This is a genomic window from Pantoea alhagi (assembly GCF_002101395.1).
GTDB lineage: Bacteria > Pseudomonadota > Gammaproteobacteria > Enterobacterales > Enterobacteriaceae > Mixta > Mixta alhagi.
The window spans coordinates 1708235-1729735 of sequence record NZ_CP019706.1 but is presented as its reverse complement, the minus strand read 5'-3'; the positions used below and the strand labels follow the sequence as shown (position 1 = coordinate 1729735).

The following is a 21501-nucleotide window of genomic DNA, read 5'->3' as shown; positions in this document are numbered from 1 at the left end:
GCCCATCGCTGGCAAGCGGCTATTCATCATGGAATAATCGACTCCTTATGAGGGAAAAAGCATCAGTTTTACATTCATGGACTTCAGGTAACTTTATGGCCGGTTACGCGCCGTTACACAGCCGTTTGTCCGCGCTCTCCGTCAGCCTGTTATGTGCTGGCGTACTGCTGTTGCCGCTGCATGCCAGCGCTGCGGATGACAATCAATCCCAGCTTAAATCTATTCAGCAAAACATTGCTGAAAAAGAAAAGAGCGTTCGCTTACAAAAAGAACAGCGCAGCAAGCTGCTGGATCAGCTGCAAAGCCAGGAAAAAATCATTGCTGAAGCCAGCCGTAAACTGCGGCAAACTCAGCAATTGCTGACCCGTCTGAACAACGAGATCGATGCGCTAAACCACTCTATCGCTCAGCTGCAAAAGCAGCAGACGCAGCAGGAAAACTTGCTGGCGCAGCAGCTTGACGCCGCTTTTCGTCAGGGCAAGCATAGCGGCCTGCAGCTCCTGCTTAGCGGTGAAGAGAGCCAGCGCAGCGAACGCATCCTTTCTTACTTCGGTTATCTCAACGAAGCACGGCAGAAAAATATTGATGAACTGCAGAAAACGCGGCGCGATCTGGCCACGCAAAAAGCAGATTTGCTCAACAAACAGAACCAGCAGAAGGCATTGCTAAGCGAACAGCAAACGCAACAGGCGCGGCTGGAGCAGGCGCGCGTTGCACGGAAAAAGACGCTCGTGACGCTGGAAAGCGCGCTGGAAAAAGATCAGGCCGACCTGGTAGAGATGCGCCAGAACGAAAGCCGCCTGCAGGATAAAATCGCCCGTGCCGAGCGCGAAGCAAAAGCACGCGCTGAACGTGAGGCGCGGGAGGCGGAGCAGGTGCGTAAGCGCCAGGCGCAGGCGAAAGCCAGGGGCTCTACCTATAAACCCACTGAAAGCGAGCGCTCGCTGATGTCGCGTACCGGCGGCCTGGGCCGCCCCGGTAGCCAGGCCTACTGGCCGGTACGTGGTCGTATCGAACATCGCTTCGGTGAAGCGCTCCAGGGCGAATTGCGCTGGAAAGGACTGGTGATCGATGCGCCGGAAGGTACCGAAGTCAAAGCTATCGCCGACGGACGCGTGCTAATGGCCGACTGGTTACAAGGTTATGGGCTGGTCGTGGTGGTTGAACATGGCAAGGGCGACATGAGCCTGTATGGCTATAACCAGAGCGCGCTGGTCACTACCGGCGCTCAGGTAAAAGCCGGACAGCCGATCGCACTGGTCGGCACCAGCGGCGGCCGCGGTACGCCGTCACTCTATTTTGAAATCCGTCGTCAGGGACAGGCGGTCAACCCACTCCCGTGGTTAGGAAGATAAGTGTTGTTTTCAGTTAAAAGAATGGCCGTGGCGCTAAGCGGCCTGCTGTTCGCCTGTTCGGCGAGCGCCGGTAAGTTGGCTATCGTGATTGATGATTTTGGTTATCGTCCCCAGCAGGAAAATCAGGTGCTGCAGATGCCGAACGCTATTTCGGTAGCGGTATTGCCTACCGCTCCGCATGCACGTGAGATGGCAACCAAAGCCCACCAGCATGGGCACGAAGTGCTGATTCATCTACCGATGGCCCCGCTCAGCAAGCAGCCGCTGGAGCGGGATACGCTTCAGCCGGAAATGAGCGCTGACGAAATTGCTCGTATCATTCATAACGCGGTAGCTAACGTGCCCTATGCGGTGGGCATGAATAATCATATGGGCAGTAAAATGACCTCCAGCCTGTCAGGAATGCAAAAAGTCATGCAGGTATTGGATCACTACAGTTTTTACTTTCTCGACAGCATGACCATTGGCAACAGCCAGGCTACGCGTGCCGCCGCCGGCACGCGTGTAAAAGTCATTAAGCGCCGCGTATTTCTTGATGATAACCAGAACGAAGCAGAGATTCGCAAGCAATTTAATCGCGCGGTGCATCTGGCGCAGCGCAATGGTTCAGCGATCGCGATTGGTCATCCCCATCCTTCTACCGTACGCGTTCTACAACAGATGCTGCCCAATCTGCCTGCAGACGTGACGCTGGTACGACCCAGCCAGCTATTGAATGAGCCGCAGTCATCCCCTGCGAATCCTGTGCCCGTACCGGTGCCGCCGAAAACCGCGCCGAAGCCGCGTAATCCGTTCCGTGGCGTCGCGGTCTGCCGCCTGCCGCAGCCGCTAACGCCGGTGCCGGCAACGCGCGCGCTGGAGGTGATTACCGAGAGCGTTGCGCAAAGCCCGCTGGTGAAAAAGATCGTTAGCCTGTTTTGACAGATTGTCCATCGTCAGCGCGGCAGGAAATCTTTATAATGCCGCCCTGATCATTTCTTCCTTCGTGAGCGTAAGGATATGGCGCGATGACGCAAGCTCGACAAAAAATCCTGTTGCTGGATAACGGCAGAGAATGGGGCGGCGGCACCAACAGTATGCTGGAGCTACTGAAGCGTATCGATCGCGACCGTTTCGATATTACCTGCTGTTTTTATTACAATTATCAGCGCGGCGAGGGTGAGACCATCGAGTCGGTGCTGAACGCCATCGGCATTCCGGTCATCTTTATTCCGCAGCGTAAACAACCTCTCTCAGCCAAGCTGCAAAAAGAGCTGCTGCGCGCGCTACTGTTTTTCAGCCGTTCGCTGAAAAAGCGCATGGCTGAGACGATCGATCGTCGCTGGCGCGTTGAGCCTAACGCACTCAGGCTGCGTGAGCTGCTGCTGCAGGGCGGGTACGATACGCTCTATATGAACAACCAGCCCAGCACTAACGTTGAAGGTTACCTGGCGGTAGCCGGGATTCCCGTTGCTCTGGTGCAACATTGCCGTATTGAGCCGCTACTGACTCCGCGACTGGTCCGCATGATTAATCAGCGGGTCAATGCGGTGATTGCCGTTTCTCATGGCGTCTGCCAAACCCTGCGCTCCAGCGGCGTTGATCCTTCACGCTGCTTCACGGTCTCCAACGCCATCGATATCCATCAGCCTCTGCCCGATCGTCATACGGTTCGCGCCCGGCTTGGCCTGCCGGAAGAGTGTTTTTTATTCGGCAGTATTGGTTCGCTTATTGCCCGTAAGGCGACACATCATACTCTGCAGGCGCTGGGTACCTTTCAGCAAGCTTGCCCGCAGGTTAACTGGCATATGGTGGTAGTCGGCACGGGTCCGGAGCTGAACAGCCTGCAACAGCTGGCTGCGCGCGAAGGCATTGCCGATCGCGTGACGTTTACCGGTTTTCGCAATAACGCGCTCGATTATCTGGCGGCCATGGATGTCTTTGTGCTGGCCTCTAAAAGTGAAGGCCTGCCGCGCGTGGTGCTGGAAGCGATGCTGGTCAATACGGCGGTAATCGGCTCGAATGTGGTGGGCACCGCCGAGCTGGTTGATAATGGGCAAACCGGGCTACTGTTTGAATATGGCGATACCGCACGCCTTTGTGCGCATATGCAGACGCTCAGCCAGGATCACGCCCTGCGCCAGCAGCTGATTTCACAGGCTAATGCCAACGTTAAATCTCACTACGCTATTGAAAATTATGTGGCGGGCGTCGAAGCCCTGTTGCGAAGCGTGGCAAAGGAATCTTCTTCTCATGTTTGAATTTTTAAATCCTCAATACCGTCATATCCAGTCGCGGCACAATATCCCCTATACGCAGGCGGAGGTGCAGGGCGAGGTGCCTGTTACTTCCATTGTGATCCCCTGTACCGGCGCAGATTTTATTGAGGAAGCCGAGCTAAGCGCGCTGTTTGCTTCACGCTATGCCGAACGGGCAGAAGAGATTGTCATTGTCAGCGATCAGCCCGCCGCGCTTTTCCGCAATTTGCCGCCAAAGACGCGCGTGGTCACGCTGACGGTGCCGGACCGTGAAGAGAGTTATCGCTATAAGCAAATCTATCGCAGTCGGTTAATTAAGATTCAGGCACCCTTATATGCGGCCTCTGAGAATATTTTGATGATCGATTCGGATTTAAATCTATTAAAAATGCCGAACATTTGCCCAAAAGATGATCATATTTATTCCAGTTTCCGACAGGGAAAAATGGCAGCTAAACTAGAGGCCGGTTCCGTAAGTAATAAACCCACCTATTACAAAAATAGTATTCGTCCTTATCTGGTTGATCATGTTAATAGTGCTTTTCTTGTAGCAACGCGAAAAACCTGGAAAAGGCTTTGCCCACTATGGAAAGCACTTTTTGAAGATACATGGCATTTAATGGATGATACGCAGCCACCTACAGATCAGTTACCTTTAGCTCTTTTGCTTGATTTACTTGATTTTAAAACAGTTAATTTAGGAGATTGGGTAAACTGGCCGGTCTCCAAGCGTATCGGCGGTCAGGAAGCCACTATTCCGAAAGAAGTGATTGGCGCGCATGGCGGCTTTCCACTGAGCGAATGGCAGAAATATCTTCAGTCTGCGGATGCGCCGCTGCTGTTTAAAGGTCAGGACTATACGCGTAAAGTGCGTTACCTGACCGATGCAGAAAAGAAACAGTAAGCGTGCGGCTGCCCGTAGTGTACTGATGCGGGCAGCCGATCATCATTAATCCCAGCTCAGCACCACTTTGCCTGAGCGCCCCGAGCGCATTTCGTCAAATCCCTGCTGGAACTCATCAATGCTATAGCGATGGGTAATTATCGGTGTCAGGTCAAGTCCAGACTGGATCAGCGCGGCCATTTTATACCAGGTTTCAAACATCTCACGGCCATAGATCCCTTTAATAAACAGCCCTTTAAATATCACCTGATTCCAGTCGATCGCCATATCCGATGGAGGAATGCCCAGCAGCGCAATGCGCCCGCCGTGATTCATTGCCTCCAGCATGGTGCGGAACGCAGGCGGCGCGCCCGACATCTCCAGCCCGACATCAAAGCCCTCGGTCATGCCCAGCTCGCTCATTACCTGCTTTAGTGATTCACTGCTTACGTTAACCGCACGCGTGACGCCCATCTGACGCGCCAGCCCCAGACGATACTCATTCACATCGGTAATTACTACGTGACGCGCGCCAACGTGCCTGCATACCGCCGCCGCCATAATCCCAATCGGCCCGGCGCCGGTAATCAACACATCCTCACCGACCAAATCAAAGGAAAGCGCAGTATGCACCGCGTTGCCAAAGGGATCGAAAATCGCTGCCAGCTCATCGGAGATGTTACCGGGGATCTTAAAAGCGTTAAACGCTGGAATGACCAGATATTCCGCAAAACAGCCCTGACGATTAACCCCGACACCAACGGTATTACGGCAGAGATGCGTGCGCCCAGCGCGGCAGTTACGGCAATGGCCGCAGGTGATATGCCCTTCTCCTGAGACGCGATCGCCAACGGCGAAGCCTTTAACCTCCTGCCCAATCGCAACCACTTCGCCTACATACTCATGGCCGACAATCATCGGTACCGGAATGGTTTTTTGCGACCATTCATCCCAGTTATAAATATGAGTATCGGTGCCGCAGATAGCGGTTTTACGGATTTTAATCAGCAGGTCGTTGTGGCCGGGCTCCGGGATCGGCGCATCGGTTACCATCCAGATCCCTTCTGCTGCCTTTAGTTTTGCCAGTGCTTTCATAGCGACTTTCCTCAGACGATAACGCCAAGCTGTTTACCAATGCGCGTAAAGGCATCAACCGCACGCTCAAGCTGCTGGCGCGTATGCCCGGCGGAAATTTGCGTACGAATACGCGCCTGCCCCTGCGGCACCACCGGATAAAAAAATCCGGTGACGTAGATGCCTTCGTTCTGCAGCAAACGTGCAAACTCCTGCGCCACCTTTGCTTCCCCCAGCATCACCGGAATGATGGCGTGATCGGCACCGGCCAGGGTAAAGCCTGCGTCGGTTAACGCCTGACGGAAGTAGCGGGCGTTATCCCACAGACGTTGCCGCAGGCCATCGCCGTCGCTCAGCATATCCAGTACCCGCAGCGAGGCGCTGACGATCGCCGGCGCCAGCGAATTAGAAAACAGATAGGGCCGTGAGCGCTGGCGCAACCACTCCACCACCTCTTTTTTAGCCGCCGTATAGCCGCCGGAAGCGCCTCCAAGCGCTTTGCCCAGCGTGCCGGTAATAATATCGACGCGCCCCATCACCTCGCAGTATTCATGCGTACCGCGGCCACCCGCGCCCACAAAACCTACCGCGTGCGAATCATCCACCATCACTAAGGCATCAAACTCATCGGCCAGATCGCAAATACCGCGCAGATTGGCGATAACGCCGTCCATAGAGAAGACGCCATCCGTAGCGATAAGAATATGTCGCGCGCCTGCTGCGCGCGCCTCTTCAAGACGCGCCCGCAGCTCTGCCATATCATTGTTGGCATAGCGATAGCGCCGCGCCTTGCACAGGCGCACGCCATCAATGATCGAAGCATGATTCAGCGCATCGGAAATCACCGCATCTTCCGGCCCCAGCAGAGTTTCAAACAGCCCGCCATTAGCGTCAAAACAGGAGGAATAGAGAATCGCATCTTCCATACCAAGAAATTCAGCCAGCCGCTGCTCCAGCTGCTTATGGATATCCTGCGTGCCACAGATAAAGCGCACCGATGCCATGCCAAAACCGTGGCTCTCCATCCCTTCCTGGGCCGCCAGGATTAATGCCGGGTGGTTAGCCAGTCCAAGATAGTTATTGGCACAAAAGTTAATGACCTCCTGACCCGCCGCAAGGCGAATTTCAGCCTGCTGCGCCGACGTAATAATCCGCTCCTGCTTAAACAAACCTTCCTGTTGCGTTACTGCCAGCTGTTGCTCAATTTGACGATAAAAATCCGCAGGCATTTTTATTCTCCGTGACCGGCTTATAGTCGGCACATCATACTGAACGCTGACTCGTCAAACGATAATCGACGCAACAGAATGTGAATTTTGCAGCATATATCACGCCTGACGCCGGGGTTACATTTCGTTACGGACTCCTCTGGCTGCCTGTCTGCCAATGAAATGTTATGATGAGCATTATTTAGGTGTGGAACCTCCCGTTCCGCCTCACTGTTTAAGGTTAAGCACATGATTATTGTGACTGGCGGCGCCGGTATGATCGGCAGCAATATTGTTAAAGCGCTCAATGATGAAGGTATTACCGATATTCTGGTGGTGGATAACCTGAAAGACGGCACCAAATTCGTGAATCTGGTCGATCTTGATATCACTGATTACATGGATAAAGAGGATTTCATTGCCAGCGCAATGGCCGGTGATGACCTGGGTGATATTGAAGCGGTTTTCCATGAAGGCGCCTGTTCCTCCACCACCGAGTGGGACGGCAAGTACATGATGGATAACAACTATCAGTACTCGAAAGAGCTGTTGCACTTCTGTCTGGAGCGCCAGATCCCTTTCCTGTACGCTTCCTCGGCGGCCACCTACGGCGGGCGCAACGACAACTTTATTGAAGAGCGCCAGTATGAGCAGCCGTTAAACGTTTACGGCTATTCGAAAATGCTGTTCGATCACTATGTGCGCCAAATTCTGCCGGAAGCGGATTCTCAGGTGTGCGGCTTCCGCTATTTCAACGTTTACGGGCCGCGTGAAGGCCATAAAGGCAGCATGGCAAGCGTTGCCTTCCATCTCAATACGCAGCTGAATAACGGCGAGAATCCTAAATTGTTTGAAGGCAGCGATAACTTCAGGCGCGACTTTATTCACGTCAGCGATGTGGCTGCGGTAAATCTGTGGTTCTGGAAAAAAGGCGTTTCCGGCATTTTTAACTGCGGAACCGGCCGTGCCGAATCTTTTCAGGCCGTAGCGGATGCCGCGCTGGCTTACCATCAAAAAGGGGCGATCGAGTACATTCCTTTCCCGGAAAAACTCAAAGGCCGCTATCAGGCTTATACCAAAGCGGATCTGACTAATCTGCGGGCGGCGGGCTATGACAAACCGTTTAAAACCGTGGCCGAAGGCGTGGCTGATTATATGGCCTGGCTAAACCGCGACGCATAAGGAAGGCGCACCCGGCATGAAAATACTGGTAATCGGCCCCTCATGGGTCGGCGATATGATGATGTCGCAAAGTCTCTATCGTACGCTGAAGGCCGAGCATCCTGATGCCGAGATTGACGTGATGGCGCCAGCCTGGTGTCGTCCATTGTTGTCGCGCATGCCGGAAGTCAATGAGGCGCTGGCGATGCCGCTGGGTCATGGCGCGTTGGCGCTGGGCGAGCGCTATCGTCTTGGCAAAGCGCTGCGCCATAAAAAATATCAGCGCGCCTATGTGTTACCCGGCTCGTTTAAATCGGCGCTGGTGCCTTTTTTTGCAGGTATCCCGCAGCGCGTAGGCTGGCGTGGCGAAATGCGCTACGGCCTGTTAAACGATCTGCGCGTGCTGGATAAACCCGCTTTCCCGCTGATGGTGGAGCGCTACGTGGCGCTGGCCTATGACGCCTCGCGCATTAAAAGCGCCCGCGACCTGCCTCAGCCGTTGCTGTGGCCTCGCCTGCAGGTGGAAGAGCAGGAAAAAATCGAAACCGCAGCGCAGTTTTCTCTGAACGCTGAAAGGCCAATCATTGGTTTCTGCCCAGGCGCGGAGTTTGGCCCGGCCAAACGCTGGCCGCACTATCACTATGCCACGCTGGCGCAGCAGCTCATTGCCGCTGGCTATCAGATTGTGCTGTTTGGCTCTGCAAAGGATCGGGAAACCGGCGAACAGATTTGTCAAACGCTGGATGAAGCCGGACGTCACTATTGCCATAACCTGGCCGGTGAAACCAGGCTGGAGCAGGCGGTCATTCTGCTGGCACACTGCCATGCAGTAGTCACCAATGATTCAGGGCTGATGCATATCGCCGCCGCGCTAAATCGTCCGCTGGTGGCGCTATACGGGCCCAGCAGCCCCGATTTTACTCCGCCGCTCTCACAGCAGGCTCGCGTTATTCGCCTGATTACCGGCTATCATAAGGTACGTAAAGGCGAGGCGGATCAGGGCTACCATCAAAGCCTGATCGATATCCAGCCTGCGCGCGTTATGGAAGAACTTATGACATTATTAAGTCAGCAGGAGCGTGCATGAAGGTGTTGATTGTTAAAACCTCTTCAATGGGGGATGTCCTTCATACGTTACCGGCGCTGACCGATGCCATGCGAGAAATCCCTGATATTCGCTTTGACTGGGTGGTTGAAGAAAACTTTGCACAAATTCCAGGCTGGCATCCGGCGGTGGATCGCGTATTGCCGGTGGCGATTCGCCGCTGGCGTAAACACTGGTTCGGCAGCCAACAGCGCGAAGAGCGTGTCGCGTTCAAACGAGCACTGCAGGCGTGTGAATATGATGTGGTGATTGATGCTCAGGGTTTGATTAAAAGCGCAGCGCTGGTAACCCGCCTGGCAAAAGGCATTAAGCATGGTCAGGACAGCCGCAGCGCACGTGAGCCTTTCGCCAGCTGGTGGTATGACAAACGCCACGAAATTGATAAGCGACAGCATGCCGTAGAACGCACTCGTGAGCTGTTTGCCAAAAGTCTTGGCTATGAGAAACCGCAAACGCAGGGCGATTATGCCATTGCTTCTCATTTCCTTGCTCACCCACCCGCTGATGCGGGACGCTATCTGGTCTTTCTGCATGCCACTACGCGTGATAACAAACACTGGCCTGAAAGCCACTGGCGTGAGCTGATTACGTTAATTGAGCCAACCGGTTTGCGGATTAAACTTCCCTGGGGAGCAGAGCATGAGCATCAGCGGGCGCAGCGTCTGGCTGCCGGTTTTGATCATGTCGACGTGCTGCCGAAGCTAACGCTGGAGCAGGTGGCGCAAACGCTGGCAGGCGCAAAAGCGGTGGTTTCAGTGGATACCGGCCTGAGCCATCTCACTGCCGCCCTCGATCGTCCTAACATTACACTCTACGGCCCGACCGATCCCGGCCTGATTGGCGGCTATGGACTGAATCAACAGGCATGCAAGCCTGAAAATTCGATTGAAATGAAAGATATTAGTGCGGCACAGGTCGAAAGCAGGCTTAGGACGCTTATTTAATGGGGACTTTTTTTAAACAAATATATCGATACACGCATCCGCGTCGTTATCGGCACAATGAAAACCTTTGGCCCTATATTAAAATTAGTCGTGCCGAGCAAGGCCATATCGATAGTTTACGTTATCGAGGGCAGCCAGTGCCGCTGTATAATCTTTCATTGCTGCGCGATGAAAGACCTGAAAAGTTATTGATCGTTGCGACAGGCCCTTCGGTTAACCATACGGATTTTTCAGTACTTCAGCAACTACCGGCGATGGGCCTAAACGGAGCATGGTTTAAGCATCAGGAAATCGATTTCCACTATTATGTTATTGTTGATATGACCTTTCTGGACCGCCATATGGACATGGTTAAAGAAGTTGTCAGTCAATCTGAACTTATTTTTTTCACGACGATGCATGGCATTCTGAAAATTATCGATGCCATTTCTTTAGCACAAATAAAATGTCGGCTTGCTTTAATAGAAGACGCCTGTTTTAAAATTATGCAACCCCGAATTTTCCCGGAGGAAATACCCGACCAGTATAAAGAGATGGATGCTGTACATCTTGATGCACGGCATCGACATATCGCTTTTTCGCAGGATATACGAACAGGTATTTTCGATGCAGGCACCGTTGCGTTTTGGTCATTACAAATCGCTGGGTTTATGCAGCCGAAAAAGATAATTTTTGCTGGGTTAGACATGAATAACTTTAATAACCCAAGATTTTATGAAACAAAACAAACGATGCTACCGTCTTTTCTCGAGGAAAAATTTACCAGCATAATATTACCTGCATTTCAACATGCCAGTAGCATTTTGTCTAAAAAAGGCATTCCTGTTTATAATCTTTCTGCCACAAGCGCTATCCCCGATAATATTTTCCATAAGGTGTCTCCTGATGACTTCGTCAGTAGTTAATAACATAACAAAAGCTAGCCAATTTATTTTCATGCTTTTTCTTTTTTTCCTGCCTCTGCTTGGCGAGGAATTTCGCGTTACAAATCTGTTTCATGTGTCATTTGGATTATTATTACTATCTTTTTTAATAAATAAGCCTTTCCGTCAACAGTTAGTTAATGACCATGCTTTGCTGAAAGGCATTGCCGCAATGGGTTTATTCCTTTGCTATTTTAGCTTAAGTAATTTATGGTCTGATAACCCAGGAAATATAATTTCCACCCTTAAGCACAGTTTCTATATTATCGCCTTTTCTGTTTTATTCTTGCAGTTAAATAAGAAGGTTAGTTATAGCATTTTGTTTTTCAGTATTACTCTTCTTTGCATACTAACATTATGGGAAGTCGACAAAAGGCATTTTTTAACCATGCGATTAGACAATGGTTTTTTTGCAGCACCAGATAACGTCATTGATTTAGCAGGATATTTTGGCTTGGGCATTTTCTTTGGCTTACTTTTAATTCGCGAAACCGGCCGCCATATTTTTTATATCCCAATAGCTGTGTTATTTATTGCTATGCTGTTGACACAAAGCAGAGGGCCGGTTCTGTCATTGGTAGTTGCAAGCCTCCCGTTGATGTTTCGGTTTCATAAAGGTCATATGCGTCATTTGATGATGGCCGCAACTATCCTTATTCTTGTCGCCTTTCTCGCCTACTTTACGCATTATAGCGATGAGTTGATTTCACGCTTTATCGCTTCATATCAACAAAGCTTTATCCGCTTCGGAATTTGGTCTCATACTGTAGAAGTTGCGCTGCAAAAACCCTGGTTCGGCTGGGGCTTTGATAAAAATCTGGCGTTTGTTAATAGTGTTGGTCAAAATATCCATACTACGCATAGCCTGTACTTTTCTACTTTGTTAAAAGGCGGTTTTACTGGTTTATTCATCTTTTTCGTGATGATTGCTTATGGTCTTTATCGTGCCTGGCAGCACTTTAAGAACCATCAGGAACTCGAAGCCAGTATTTTCTGTTTTTCCTTAATGTTCTACCTAACTCAGGGAATGTTTATTATTGGGAATCCCGATATTTATTGGGTTATGTTCTGGCTTCCGTATGCTATTATCCTTACCCCATACGGGCAGCGTAGCAAATAGAAATATGCGATGGTCTGGTTTTACAAGGCCATCGCTTCTCACGCCTGTTTAAACAATCTTTTCCTGTTTTAGTACATAATATTCTGCCAGTGTCATGCCCTGCGTACGCTGTTGTAGCCAGCTAAACAGCGCCTCTAAATCTTCATACAGTCGTTCAATATCCGCTTCAGTTTTAAACGTCGGGCTGCCGTCTGGCATGAATTCTGAAGAGTGCAGCATAAACTCGACGTAATCATTGCCCTGCGCCAGGCTTAATTCTGCCACTCGCTTCATGGCAGCCAGATTTCCGCCGGAAGGGCGCAGCCAGTTAACCGATGGGCCACGTTTTTTGCCGCGTAAGCGATCGTAACCCTGCTTCAGCTGATTCATAAACGCTGAATGTTTGTACTGGATGCTCATCGGCACTTCCAGCAGCGTGGAATGACCGCTGCGTGAAATATCCTGCGGATCCAGAAAATAGGCGTGCTGTGGAAAGTGACTGTAGTCGGTGCCGCCTTGCCCCTGCGGCGCCCCTGGTGAATTACGCCAGCTAACGCGCGGCGTAACCGAACAGTCAACCTGGTAGCCCAGCTCACGCAGTACTGCAGCATAACGCTCATCAAATGCCCAACGTCCGGCGCGGTGGCTGAGCATTTTGGTTTGAAATTTTTCTTCCAACAGATCGGTCATAAACCTGACCTTGTCACGCAACAAAGCGTCTGGATATTCAATCAGGTAGGGCTGCCAGCGCCAGTCATCATCGGTTAACGGCGTCTCCGGCGGACTGTTCCACGCATGCAGATGCATACCCACCTCACCCTGACCGCGCTGAATCACATCAGCAGCGAACTCAACATAAGCCGGATCGCTTGCCATCTCATAGTTGGTCAGCCAGGTCGGCTTAAAGCCATATTTTTCACAGAGCGCCTGAAAGCGCGGCAAAAAAAGCGTATTACGGGTGGTAATGGTCTGCCGATTGCGCCAAAGATTGTCGCCTTCAGTATCAATTGTGATGAGAAAAGCCGGTTTGTTCATCTTACTTCCAACGCTCCACGGGTTGAGCCGCCATGTTACGCAGCCCCTTCAAGCAGAGCAAAATTATTTCATTACGATAATTCCTCTTCATTTGCCGCCCATCGCAGGCTAAGCTTCGCTTGATTAACCGCCAGCTGCGTTCCGTTGAACTTTAATCAAGTTATTATCCAGTTGGTGTGATTAGAAACTTAACTAACAACAAAATAGCTCTTACACTTTTGCCAGTGACGTTGCTGCACACATAAGGATGTATAAAATTGTCCAGGCGTATTTTGATGATCATCGATGGCTTACCGGGGGGCGGCGCAGAGAAAGTTGTGCTGACTCTGGCCAAGGGCTTACTGTCGCTGGGGCATCAGGTGTCGCTCTTTTCTTTACGCAGAGTATGTGATTATCCCTTACCGGCCGGGCTGGACTATCAGGTAATCCAGGATCGCTGTGGTAAGCCATGGCGTAAAATTACCGAGCTACCACGCCGGGCCCGCCTGCTGGATCGGGCAATCGTCAAGGCGGAACAGCAAAGCGGCGCCTTCGATTTAGTGATTTCTCATTTACACAAAACCGATCGCATCGTCAGCCGTTGTCGCCATCTCGATCCCGCCAGAACCTGGTATTGTCTGCATGGCGTGTTCTCCGCCTCTTACCTGGCGCGACGTAAAGGCTTTTCCCGCTGGCTTAAAATTCAAAAAACGCGCCGGGTCTATGAAAATCGTAACGTTATCGGCGTTTCGCAGTTTGTTCTTGATGATTTGAAGCAGCACTACGCCATAAAACCGGCGAAAGAGGCAGTTATATATAACCCTTTCGATGTCGATTATATTCTGCAACAGGCGCAGGAAACGTGTGAGCTGGCAGGGCAGGATTATTTACTGCATGTAGGACGTTTCCATCCAACAAAACGTCACGATCGCCTGTTACAGGCTTACGCCTATAGCGGCTTACAGGCGCCTCTGGTGCTGATTGGACAGGGCGATACCGTACGCCTTACTGAGTTAAAACAACTGGCGGAGCAACTGGGTATTTCCGATCGGGTGATTTTCAAAGGATTTACGCATAATCCCTATGCATGGATAAAACATGCCCGTATGCTGATTGTCAGCTCTGATAGCGAAGGATTCGGCAATGTGCTGGTTGAAGCGCTGCTGTGCCAGACGCCTGTGGTTAGCACCCGATGCCCTGGCGGACCGGAAACGATTCTGCAGGGGGAGCTGGCACGCGGGCTGGCGGAAATGACCAGCGAATCACTGGCGGAAAAGATCAGGGACATTTATCATCAGCCGCCGGTATTACAACAGCTCGATCTTTCAGCCTATTACATTGAGGCTATCTGTTTGCGTTATCTTGCGTTGATTGAACATTAACCATGATGCGCAACAATGGAATAATATTTTTAGCAGGGGATAGGTATGCTTTGCCCCGTTGCCAGTAGCGCTGAGGAAACGGTGTGAATTATATTTTCATTTTTATTTTACTGCTGCCGCTCAAATGGGTCCGAAAGCTTTTCCAGAAAAAGCAAGGGCGTAATCTGGTGATCCAGACGGCTAAAATTGGCGACTTCATTAATATCACCCCGTTGCTGGCGCATCTGCGTCAGAGCGATGCGCTGCTCAGCCGTACCGTTGCGCCGCTGGCGCAGCACGATGATACGCTGCTGAAAATTTGGTATGTCGAAGACCATAAAAGCGGCATGCTCGCCAAAATCCGTCTGGCTTTGCAGTTAATGAATCGGTACGACAACGTCTATCTGCTGCACCCTAATAATCTTAACTTATTCTATGCGGCCTGCTGTAACGCCGGTAACAAACAATTTTTATCCAATTACCGGCGCAAATGGTACCAGACCCTGTTTTACTGGACGGCGAACGGTATTGTAGAGCACAGTAAAATTTCTTTAACAATAGAGAGTTATCTGAAGCTGGCGAACCGCACACTCACTAAAGAAAGCTATAAAAAACACGCCACACGTCCGCTTTTTAAAAACAGCCTATTGCCAGAGGAGCTGTTTCGTCAGGACATTATAAAAATTGGCATAAGTATCTCAGCGGGTAATCAGGCGAAGACTATTCCGCCTGTTATCTGGAAGAAACTATTTGATCATTTGCAGGATTTGCCTTGTTCGTATTATATCTTTGGCGCACCAAATGAAATCGGCCACCTTGAAGAGCTTTACAGGGTCACAGGTAAAAACCGCCCGTTTATCAACCTGATTGGGCAGCTATCTTTAGAGATGGTGCCATATGCCATCAGTCAGCTTGATTTTTATATTGCTTCTGATTCCGGCAATGTCTATATCGCGGACGCCCTCGATATTCCCGTGGTGTTGCTATATGGTCCTTGTGGTATTGAGGAGCAACGCCCTTTAGGAGACGTTCTGCTGATTGGGCCTGACCATATTGCCCCCTCATCCTTCATTTTTGCAGCGCCTTATCAATTCCATCACCCGGCAGAGCAGCTTTATGCGCTAGATCAACGAAAACTTGATGATATTCATGCATTTATCTCTGACCGCCAGCCGGAGCGGCTGTGCCAAACCAAGCCTCATTAAACATGACTCAACAATCTGAAACCGCTTCGCCTTTACTGAGCGTTATTATTCCGATGTATAACGCCGGCGGCATGTTCGACACTTTTATGGCGTCTCTGCTGGCACAAACCTTTACTAATCTCGAAGTCATTATCGTAAATGACGGTTCCACGGACGGCAGCGCCGAACGGGCTGCGGAGTATGCGGCGCGTTATAAACATATCAGCGTGATTAATCAGGAAAACGGCGGCGTTTCACGCGCGCGCAACGCAGGACTGGCGTTAGCACGCGGTAAATATGTGACCTTTCCCGATGCCGATGACACTCTGTCGCCTGCAATGTATCAGACGCTGGTTGAGATGGCCGAACAGGACAATTTGGATGCCGCTCAATGCAACGCAGAGTGCTTTTATGCTGGCAGCCAGCGAGTCAAAACGCTGATCCCGCTCGACAGGCTGACCTCGACTGGCGTCATGGATGGTGCAGCCTGGCTGAGTAAAGCGCTGGCCACACGACGCTATCTGCATGTTGTCTGGATGGGGATTTATCGCTTATCACTGATTAAATCCCGTGAGCTGATGTTTGAGCCGGGGCTACACCATCAGGATATCCCCTGGACCACAGAATTTATGCTCAACGCTCGCCGGGTGCGTTATACCGATATTGCGCTCTATCGCTACTATGTCCACGATCGGTCGATCAGCAATCGCAAGCGCACCGGACAGCGTAATGTAGAGTATCAGCGCCACTACCTGAAGATTGCGCGTATGCTGGAAGAGATCAATCAGCGCTATCACGGCAAGGTAAAAATCTATCCGCAGTTTCACTATCAGATAACTCATGAAGCGCTTAGCGTCTGTCATTCAGTACGCCGGGAGCCCGAAGCCGAGGCGCGTCAGGCGATTATTGCAGATATATTTTCAACCCAAACCCACCGAAGAATGCTGCGTAATGCGCGCGGCCTGAAACAGTGGTATCAGCTCCTGCTCTGGCTGAGCCGTATTTATCGCTGGCGTAAACATTAAGCGGGCAAGGTCGGGGAAATGTCGCAGGCTGCGCTTTCTCTCCCGACCGCTTTGCCCTAAGATCGGCTCACTTCTTTCTAAGACAGGTTTTGTATGGTAAGTCAGATTCCTGCATCTTTTACTCCCCGTAATATTCTGGTGATTAAACTGCGTCACCATGGCGATATGCTCCTGACGACACCAGTCATTAATGCGCTGCATCAGCGTTATCCCAACGCCGCAATCGATGTGCTGCTTTATCAGGAAACGCGCCCGATGCTACAGGCGCATCCGGCAATCCGTAAGCTGCATTTGATAGATCGTAAGTGGAAAAAACAGGGCATCTGGCATCAGGCTAAACAGGAACTGAAGCTGGTAAACGCGATTCGGGACAGCCATTACGATGTGGTGATTAATCTGGCCGATCAGTGGCGCAGCGCGTTAATTGCACGCCTTTCAGACGCTCCGGTGCGCATTGGTTTTGCTTTCAACAAACGTGATAATCGTTTTTGGCACTACTGCCATAATCATCTGGTTTCCACGCAAAGTTTTAGTCAGCTCCATACGGTAGAGCAAAACCTGCTGGCGCTGTCACCGCTGGATGTACCAACCGATAGCGCGCCCGTCTCGATGTATTATGCCGATGAAGACTGGCAGGCGGCGCAAAAACATCTGCATGAGCAAGGCGTTAACGGCCCTTATATTGTTATTCAGCCAACCTCACGCTGGACATTCAAGTGCTGGGATGATGAAAAGGTCGCGGCGTTAATCAACCAGTTGAATCAACCCGGCCTGCAGATTGTATTAACCGCGGCGCCCGACCAGAAAGAAATGGCGATGATCGCGCACATACTTTCCCTGTGCCAGAATCCGCAGGTGACCACCGTTGCCGGACAGCTCAGCCTGACCCAGCTGGCGGCGCTTATCGATCACGCCCGGCTGTTTATCGGCGTCGACTCCGCCCCAATGCATATGGCGGCGGCGCTGCAAACTCCCTGCGTCGCCCTGTTTGGCCCAACCAAACTGCAACAGTGGCGGCCATGGGGCGCTAATAACCGGATTATCTGGGCGGGTGATTACGGTTCGCTGCCAACGCCGGACTCGATTGATACAAAAACCGAACAACGCTATTTAAGCGCCATCCCGGTTGAAGATGTGGTTGCTGCGGCAAGGAGCTATCTGGATGCGTAAAATACGGCTGGCGATTGTGCGCCAAAAATACCGACCCGACGGCGGCGCGGAACGTTTTATCGCCCGGGCGCTGGAGGCATTAAACAGCGAGCTGCTCGATCTGAATATTATTACCCGCAGCTGGCAAGGCACGCCCAAGCCTGACTGGCACCTGCATATTTGTAATCCGCCCAGGCTGGGGCGCATCTCTCGCGAGCGGGGCTTTGCCACGGCGGCGCGCGACTGCTGGCAGCGTGAGAAATTCGATATTGTTCAGAGCCATGAGCGCATCGCGGGCTGTGATATTTTTCGCGCCGGCGACGGCGTGCACCGCGTCTGGCTGGAACAGCGCGCGCGCATTGTTTCGCCGCTGCAGCAGCTGAGCGCCTCGCTTAGCCCTTATCATCGATACGTGTTAAAGGCAGAAGAAGAGATGTTCCACTCTGCCGCGCTGAAGAAGGTTATCTGCAACTCTGAGATGGTGAAGCGGGATATTATCCGCTGTTTTAACCTGCCTGAAGAGCGTATTACCGTTATCTATAACGCCATTGACTCGCAGCGTTTTCAGCCGGCGACCGAAGCCACGCGTTACGCCACCCGACAGCAGCTGGCGATACCGCAGCAGGCCGTCGCGCTGATCTATGTCGGCTCCGGTTTTGAGCGAAAAGGCCTGAAGGCAGCGATTCAGGCGATCGCTAATAGCGATCGCTATTTGATCGTGGTGGGTCAGGACAAACACCAGTCTCGTTATCAACAGCTGGCGAATCAGCTGAACTGCCTGGACCGTTTACGTTTTGTCGGAGTGCAGCAGGATGTACAGCCGTTTTATCACGCCGCTGATGGTTTGATCCTGCCGACACTGTACGATCCCTTTCCGAACGTTATTCTGGAAGCGATGGCCTGCGGCCTGCCGGTTATCACCAGCACCGGCTGTGGCGGCGCGGAGTTTATTATTCAGGAGCAGCAGGGTTTTGTTTGCGATGCGCTGGATATCAGGGCGTTACATGAAGCCGTACAGGCTATTCCTGCAAAAACGCAGGATTCAGCCATGGGCGATGCCGCACGCGCCAGAATAGCGCCTTATACACCACAGCGACTGGGTGCAGAACTGCACGCGCTTTATCTACAGCTGCTTACGGGCGCGGCGGAAGAAAGATGAGTGCAGGCAAGTTATCTGCTAACATGCCGCATTCCGCATATTTTGCTTAAGTCTGACGCATCAGTGTCGTAAAGATCGGTATGACAACGATTTACACCGCCCTGCTTTACCTCATACAGCCTCTGATCTGGCTGCGCCTGTGGCTGCGCGGCCGCAAAGCACCTGCCTATCGCAAACGCTGGGCGGAACGCTACGGCTTTTGTGAAGGCAAAGTGAGCCCTGGCGGCATCCTGCTGCATTCGGTTTCAGTGGGGGAAACGCTGGCTGCCGTACCGCTGGTGCGGGCGCTGCGTCATCGTTACCCAACGCTGCCCATCACCGTCACCACCATGACGCCCACCGGATCGGAACGCGCCCAGTCCGCCTTTGGGAAAGATGTTCATCACGTCTATCTGCCTTACGATTTGCCCGACGCAATCAACCGTTTTCTCAATACTGTCGATCCCAGACTGGTCATCATTATGGAGACCGAACTGTGGCCCAACTTTATTAAAGCGCTGCATGAACGTCAGGTGCCGCTGGTTATCGCGAATGCGCGTCTGTCTGCCCGTTCAGCGAAGGGCTACAAGAAGCTGGGGAAATTTATGCGTCAGCTGTTACAGCGCATTACGCTTATCGCAGCGCAGAATGAAGAGGACGGCGCGCGCTTTGTCGGGCTGGGGCTGAAGCGGTCTCAGTTGGCGATTACCGGCAGTCTGAAATTTGATATTTCCGTTACGCCCGAACTGGCGGCGCGCGCAGTTACGCTACGTCGCCAGTGGGCGCCCCGTCGCCCTGTGTGGATCGCCACCAGCACTCATGAAGGGGAAGAGGCGATCGTACTGGATGCGCATCGTCGCCTGCTGGGGCATTTTCCCGATCTGCTCTTGATTCTGGTACCGCGTCATCCGGAACGCTTCGATACCGCGCGGGAAATGACGCAGAAAAGCGGCTTCAGCTATACCTTGCGCAGCAGCGGCGAAATTCCTTCCAGCGGCACTCAGGTGGTTATCGGCGATACCATGGGCGAGCTGATGTTACTGTACGGTATTGCCGATCTGGCCTTTGTTGGTGGCAGCCTGGTAGAGCGCGGCGGCCATAATCCTCTGGAGCCTGCGGCGCATGCTATTCCGGTGCTGATGGGTCCGCACACATTTAATTTCAAAGATATCTGCAGCAAGCTGAAGCAGGCGGATGGTCTGATTACGGTAACCGATACCGCCACGCTGGTGCATGAAGTAGGTAATTTGCTGATTGATGATGATTATCGACGCTATCATGGTCGTCACGCCGTTGATGTACTGCATCAGAACCAGGGGGCGCTGCAACGCCTGCTGCAGTTGCTTGAACCTTATCTGCCGCCACGGAATCATTAAATGACTGTACGCCAACGCCTGTCAGTGGTCATGATCGTGAAAAACGAAGCGGAGCTGCTGCCGGATTGCCTGGCTTCAGTGAGCTGGGCCGATGAAATTATCCTGCTGGATTCCGGCAGTCAGGACGCCACGCCTGCCGTGGCGGAACAGTATGGCGCGAAGGTCTTTCGCTCCCTGGAGTGGCCCGGTTATGGCCAGCAGCGCCAGCGCGCGCAGGCATACGCCAGTGGTGAAATGATTTTGATGATCGATGCGGATGAGCGTGTCACGCCGGAATTGCGCGCTGAGATAGAACAGGTGCTGCAGGCAGCGCCGCAGCCGGATAAGGTTTACAGCCTTGGGCGGCTGAACCTGTTTTTAGGACGCTTTATGCGTCACAGCGGCTGGTATCCCGATCGCGTGGTGCGTCTCTACCCACGCACCTATAGTTATAACGATCATCAGGTACATGAATCCCTGGAGACGGAGCAGGCGCAGGTTGTGCCGCTGGCGGGACATCTACAACATCTCACCTGTCGCGATTTTTGCGCCTTTCAGCGTAAACAACTCGCCTATGCGGAAGCCTGGGCGTTGCAGCGTCATCAGCAGGGTAAACGCTGCGGCATTTTCTCTGTGTTCAGCCATACGCTGGGCGCATTCTGCAAAACGCTGCTGCTGCGCGCCGGTTTCCTTGACGGAAGCCAGGGCTGGCTGCTGGCGGTAGTGAATGCGCAATACACCTTTAATAAGTACGCGGCGCTGTGGGCGCTGGGTCCGTCGACTAGCGGAGACAAAAAATGAGTACCAGGGCTATCTATCCCGGCACCTTTGATCCTTTTACTCTGGGTCATCTGGATATTCTGAGCCGCGCAGCGCTGATGTTTGATCATATTATTCTGGCTATCGCCGCCAGCCCAGGCAAGAAACCGCTGTTCAGCCTGGAAGAGCGCGTTGCGCTGGCGCAGCAGGCCACGGCTCATTTACCCAATGTGGAAGTCACCGGATTTAGCGATCTGATGGCGAATTTCGCCCGCGATCGCCAGGCCAATGTTCTGGTGCGCGGCCTGCGGGCGGTATCTGATTTTGAATATGAAATGCAGCTGGCGCATATGAATCGCCACCTTCTCCCGACCCTGGAAAGCGTTTTTCTGATGCCTGCGGAAGAGTACTCTTTCATTTCTTCTTCGCTGGTAAAAGAAGTGGCCCGGCACGGCGGCGAAGTAAAAGCTTTTCTGCCAGAGTCAGTCTGGCAGGCGCTGCTGACAAAACTGGCCAGCTAAGTCGCC

General features: G+C 52.2%; 20 protein-coding genes. 17 read left to right on the top strand and 3 right to left on the bottom strand.

The features are described 5' to 3' along the window. The first annotated feature begins 47 nt into the window (after positions 1-47). From envC to B1H58_RS08080, 4 genes are all read left to right on the top strand, one after another. Positions 48-1355: a murein hydrolase activator EnvC gene (gene envC / locus B1H58_RS08095; protein ID WP_085069323.1), complete on the top strand. Its 1308-nt coding sequence runs from the start codon at positions 48-50 to the stop codon at positions 1353-1355. 21 nt (positions 1356-1376) lie between these two features. Beyond that, positions 1377-2276, top strand: coding sequence for a divergent polysaccharide deacetylase family protein (locus B1H58_RS08090; RefSeq protein WP_085072259.1), 900 nt, complete (start codon positions 1377-1379; stop codon positions 2274-2276). 86 nt (positions 2277-2362) lie between these two features. Further along, the gene (locus B1H58_RS08085) at positions 2363-3595 is read left to right on the top strand and encodes a glycosyltransferase (protein WP_085069321.1); all 1233 of its coding nucleotides are present in this window, start codon (positions 2363-2365) and stop codon (positions 3593-3595) included. Then, on the top strand, positions 3588-4496 hold the full coding sequence (locus B1H58_RS08080) for a hypothetical protein (protein ID WP_085069319.1): 909 nt from the start codon (positions 3588-3590) through the stop codon (positions 4494-4496). The genes B1H58_RS08085 and B1H58_RS08080 overlap by 8 nt, the downstream gene beginning before the upstream one ends. A 45-nt stretch (positions 4497-4541) precedes the next feature. On the opposite strand, the gene tdh is transcribed toward B1H58_RS08080, so the two are convergent. Both tdh and kbl read right to left on the bottom strand, forming a co-directional pair. Further along, entirely contained in the window at positions 4542-5570 is a 1029-nt protein-coding gene (tdh, locus tag B1H58_RS08075) for an L-threonine 3-dehydrogenase (RefSeq protein ID WP_085069318.1), read from the bottom strand. Between the two features lie 11 nt (positions 5571-5581). Further along, complete coding sequence (kbl, locus tag B1H58_RS08070; protein WP_085069317.1) at positions 5582-6778, bottom strand: glycine C-acetyltransferase; 1197 nt, start codon at positions 6776-6778, stop codon at positions 5582-5584. Between the two features lie 228 nt (positions 6779-7006). Between kbl and rfaD the strand changes: the two genes are divergently transcribed. From rfaD to B1H58_RS08045, 5 genes are read left to right on the top strand one after another with little or no spacing between them, the layout of a single operon-like run. Then, positions 7007-7939 carry an ADP-glyceromanno-heptose 6-epimerase gene (gene rfaD / locus B1H58_RS08065; RefSeq protein ID WP_085069316.1) on the top strand — a complete coding sequence of 311 codons (933 nt, stop codon included), beginning with the start codon at positions 7007-7009 and terminating at the stop codon, positions 7937-7939. Between the two features lie 16 nt (positions 7940-7955). Then, positions 7956-9005: an ADP-heptose--LPS heptosyltransferase RfaF gene (gene rfaF / locus B1H58_RS08060; protein ID WP_085069314.1), complete on the top strand. Its 1050-nt coding sequence runs from the start codon at positions 7956-7958 to the stop codon at positions 9003-9005. Continuing rightward, positions 9002-9967, top strand: coding sequence for a lipopolysaccharide heptosyltransferase RfaC (rfaC, locus tag B1H58_RS08055; protein WP_085069312.1), 966 nt, complete (start codon positions 9002-9004; stop codon positions 9965-9967). The genes rfaF and rfaC overlap by 4 nt, the downstream gene beginning before the upstream one ends. Next, positions 9967-10872: a sugar glycosyltransferase gene (locus tag B1H58_RS08050; protein ID WP_085069310.1), complete on the top strand. Its 906-nt coding sequence runs from the start codon at positions 9967-9969 to the stop codon at positions 10870-10872. The genes rfaC and B1H58_RS08050 overlap by 1 nt, the downstream gene beginning before the upstream one ends. Then, entirely contained in the window at positions 10853-12010 is a 1158-nt protein-coding gene (locus B1H58_RS08045) for an O-antigen ligase family protein (protein ID WP_167373283.1), read from the top strand. The genes B1H58_RS08050 and B1H58_RS08045 overlap by 20 nt, the downstream gene beginning before the upstream one ends. A gap of 48 nt (positions 12011-12058) precedes the next feature. Here the strand turns inward: B1H58_RS08045 and B1H58_RS08040 are convergent, their stop codons facing one another. Next, positions 12059-13024, bottom strand: coding sequence for a polysaccharide deacetylase family protein (locus B1H58_RS08040; protein ID WP_085069306.1), 966 nt, complete (start codon positions 13022-13024; stop codon positions 12059-12061). Positions 13025-13299: 275 nt separating this feature from the next. Here B1H58_RS08040 and B1H58_RS08035 point away from each other — a divergent pair, with 275 nt between their 5' ends. The 8 genes from B1H58_RS08035 to coaD all read left to right on the top strand — a co-directional run bounded on the left by B1H58_RS08035 (position 13300) and on the right by coaD (position 21495). After that, the gene (locus B1H58_RS08035) at positions 13300-14385 is read left to right on the top strand and encodes a glycosyltransferase (RefSeq protein WP_085069304.1); all 1086 of its coding nucleotides are present in this window, start codon (positions 13300-13302) and stop codon (positions 14383-14385) included. A gap of 83 nt (positions 14386-14468) precedes the next feature. Further along, positions 14469-15569: a glycosyltransferase family 9 protein gene (locus tag B1H58_RS08030; protein WP_085069302.1), complete on the top strand. Its 1101-nt coding sequence runs from the start codon at positions 14469-14471 to the stop codon at positions 15567-15569. A 2-nt stretch (positions 15570-15571) separates the two neighbouring features. Continuing rightward, positions 15572-16573, top strand: coding sequence for a glycosyltransferase (locus tag B1H58_RS08025; RefSeq protein ID WP_085069300.1), 1002 nt, complete (start codon positions 15572-15574; stop codon positions 16571-16573). 93 nt (positions 16574-16666) lie between these two features. Next, positions 16667-17743, top strand: a complete 1077-nt coding sequence (gene rfaQ / locus B1H58_RS08020; RefSeq protein ID WP_085069298.1) for a putative lipopolysaccharide heptosyltransferase III — start codon at positions 16667-16669, stop codon at positions 17741-17743. Further along, complete coding sequence (locus tag B1H58_RS08015) at positions 17736-18881, top strand: glycosyltransferase family 4 protein (RefSeq protein WP_085069296.1); 1146 nt, start codon at positions 17736-17738, stop codon at positions 18879-18881. The genes rfaQ and B1H58_RS08015 overlap by 8 nt, the downstream gene beginning before the upstream one ends. A gap of 80 nt (positions 18882-18961) precedes the next feature. Beyond that, on the top strand, positions 18962-20236 hold the full coding sequence (waaA, locus tag B1H58_RS08010) for a lipid IV(A) 3-deoxy-D-manno-octulosonic acid transferase (RefSeq protein ID WP_085069294.1): 1275 nt from the start codon (positions 18962-18964) through the stop codon (positions 20234-20236). Then, positions 20237-21016, top strand: coding sequence for a glycosyltransferase family 2 protein (locus B1H58_RS08005; RefSeq protein WP_085069292.1), 780 nt, complete (start codon positions 20237-20239; stop codon positions 21014-21016). It begins immediately after the preceding gene. Continuing rightward, the gene (gene coaD, locus B1H58_RS08000; protein ID WP_085069290.1) at positions 21013-21495 is read left to right on the top strand and encodes a pantetheine-phosphate adenylyltransferase; all 483 of its coding nucleotides are present in this window, start codon (positions 21013-21015) and stop codon (positions 21493-21495) included. The genes B1H58_RS08005 and coaD overlap by 4 nt, the downstream gene beginning before the upstream one ends. The last annotated feature ends 6 nt before the right edge of the window (positions 21496-21501 follow it).

Excerpts from the sequence above, each read along its gene's own strand:
- envC (WP_085069323.1), top strand. The coding sequence starts at position 48 with ATGAGGGAAAAAGCATCAGTTTTACATTCATGGACTTCAGGTAACTTT.
- B1H58_RS08090 (WP_085072259.1), top strand. The coding sequence starts at position 1,377 with ATGGCCGTGGCGCTAAGCGGCCTGCTGTTCGCCTGTTCGGCGAGCGCC.
- B1H58_RS08085 (WP_085069321.1), top strand. The coding sequence starts at position 2,363 with ATGACGCAAGCTCGACAAAAAATCCTGTTGCTGGATAACGGCAGAGAA.
- B1H58_RS08080 (WP_085069319.1), top strand. The coding sequence starts at position 3,588 with ATGTTTGAATTTTTAAATCCTCAATACCGTCATATCCAGTCGCGGCAC.
- tdh (WP_085069318.1), bottom strand. The coding sequence starts at position 5,570 with ATGAAAGCACTGGCAAAACTAAAGGCAGCAGAAGGGATCTGGATGGTA.
- kbl (WP_085069317.1), bottom strand. The coding sequence starts at position 6,778 with ATGCCTGCGGATTTTTATCGTCAAATTGAGCAACAGCTGGCAGTAACG.
- rfaD (WP_085069316.1), top strand. The coding sequence starts at position 7,007 with ATGATTATTGTGACTGGCGGCGCCGGTATGATCGGCAGCAATATTGTT.
- rfaF (WP_085069314.1), top strand. The coding sequence starts at position 7,956 with ATGAAAATACTGGTAATCGGCCCCTCATGGGTCGGCGATATGATGATG.
- rfaC (WP_085069312.1), top strand. The coding sequence starts at position 9,002 with ATGAAGGTGTTGATTGTTAAAACCTCTTCAATGGGGGATGTCCTTCAT.
- B1H58_RS08050 (WP_085069310.1), top strand. The coding sequence starts at position 9,967 with ATGGGGACTTTTTTTAAACAAATATATCGATACACGCATCCGCGTCGT.
- B1H58_RS08045 (WP_167373283.1), top strand. The coding sequence starts at position 10,853 with ATGACTTCGTCAGTAGTTAATAACATAACAAAAGCTAGCCAATTTATT.
- B1H58_RS08040 (WP_085069306.1), bottom strand. The coding sequence starts at position 13,024 with ATGAACAAACCGGCTTTTCTCATCACAATTGATACTGAAGGCGACAAT.
- B1H58_RS08035 (WP_085069304.1), top strand. The coding sequence starts at position 13,300 with ATGATCATCGATGGCTTACCGGGGGGCGGCGCAGAGAAAGTTGTGCTG.
- B1H58_RS08025 (WP_085069300.1), top strand. The coding sequence starts at position 15,572 with ATGACTCAACAATCTGAAACCGCTTCGCCTTTACTGAGCGTTATTATT.
- rfaQ (WP_085069298.1), top strand. The coding sequence starts at position 16,667 with ATGGTAAGTCAGATTCCTGCATCTTTTACTCCCCGTAATATTCTGGTG.
- B1H58_RS08015 (WP_085069296.1), top strand. The coding sequence starts at position 17,736 with ATGCGTAAAATACGGCTGGCGATTGTGCGCCAAAAATACCGACCCGAC.
- waaA (WP_085069294.1), top strand. The coding sequence starts at position 18,962 with ATGACAACGATTTACACCGCCCTGCTTTACCTCATACAGCCTCTGATC.
- B1H58_RS08005 (WP_085069292.1), top strand. The coding sequence starts at position 20,237 with ATGACTGTACGCCAACGCCTGTCAGTGGTCATGATCGTGAAAAACGAA.
- coaD (WP_085069290.1), top strand. The coding sequence starts at position 21,013 with ATGAGTACCAGGGCTATCTATCCCGGCACCTTTGATCCTTTTACTCTG.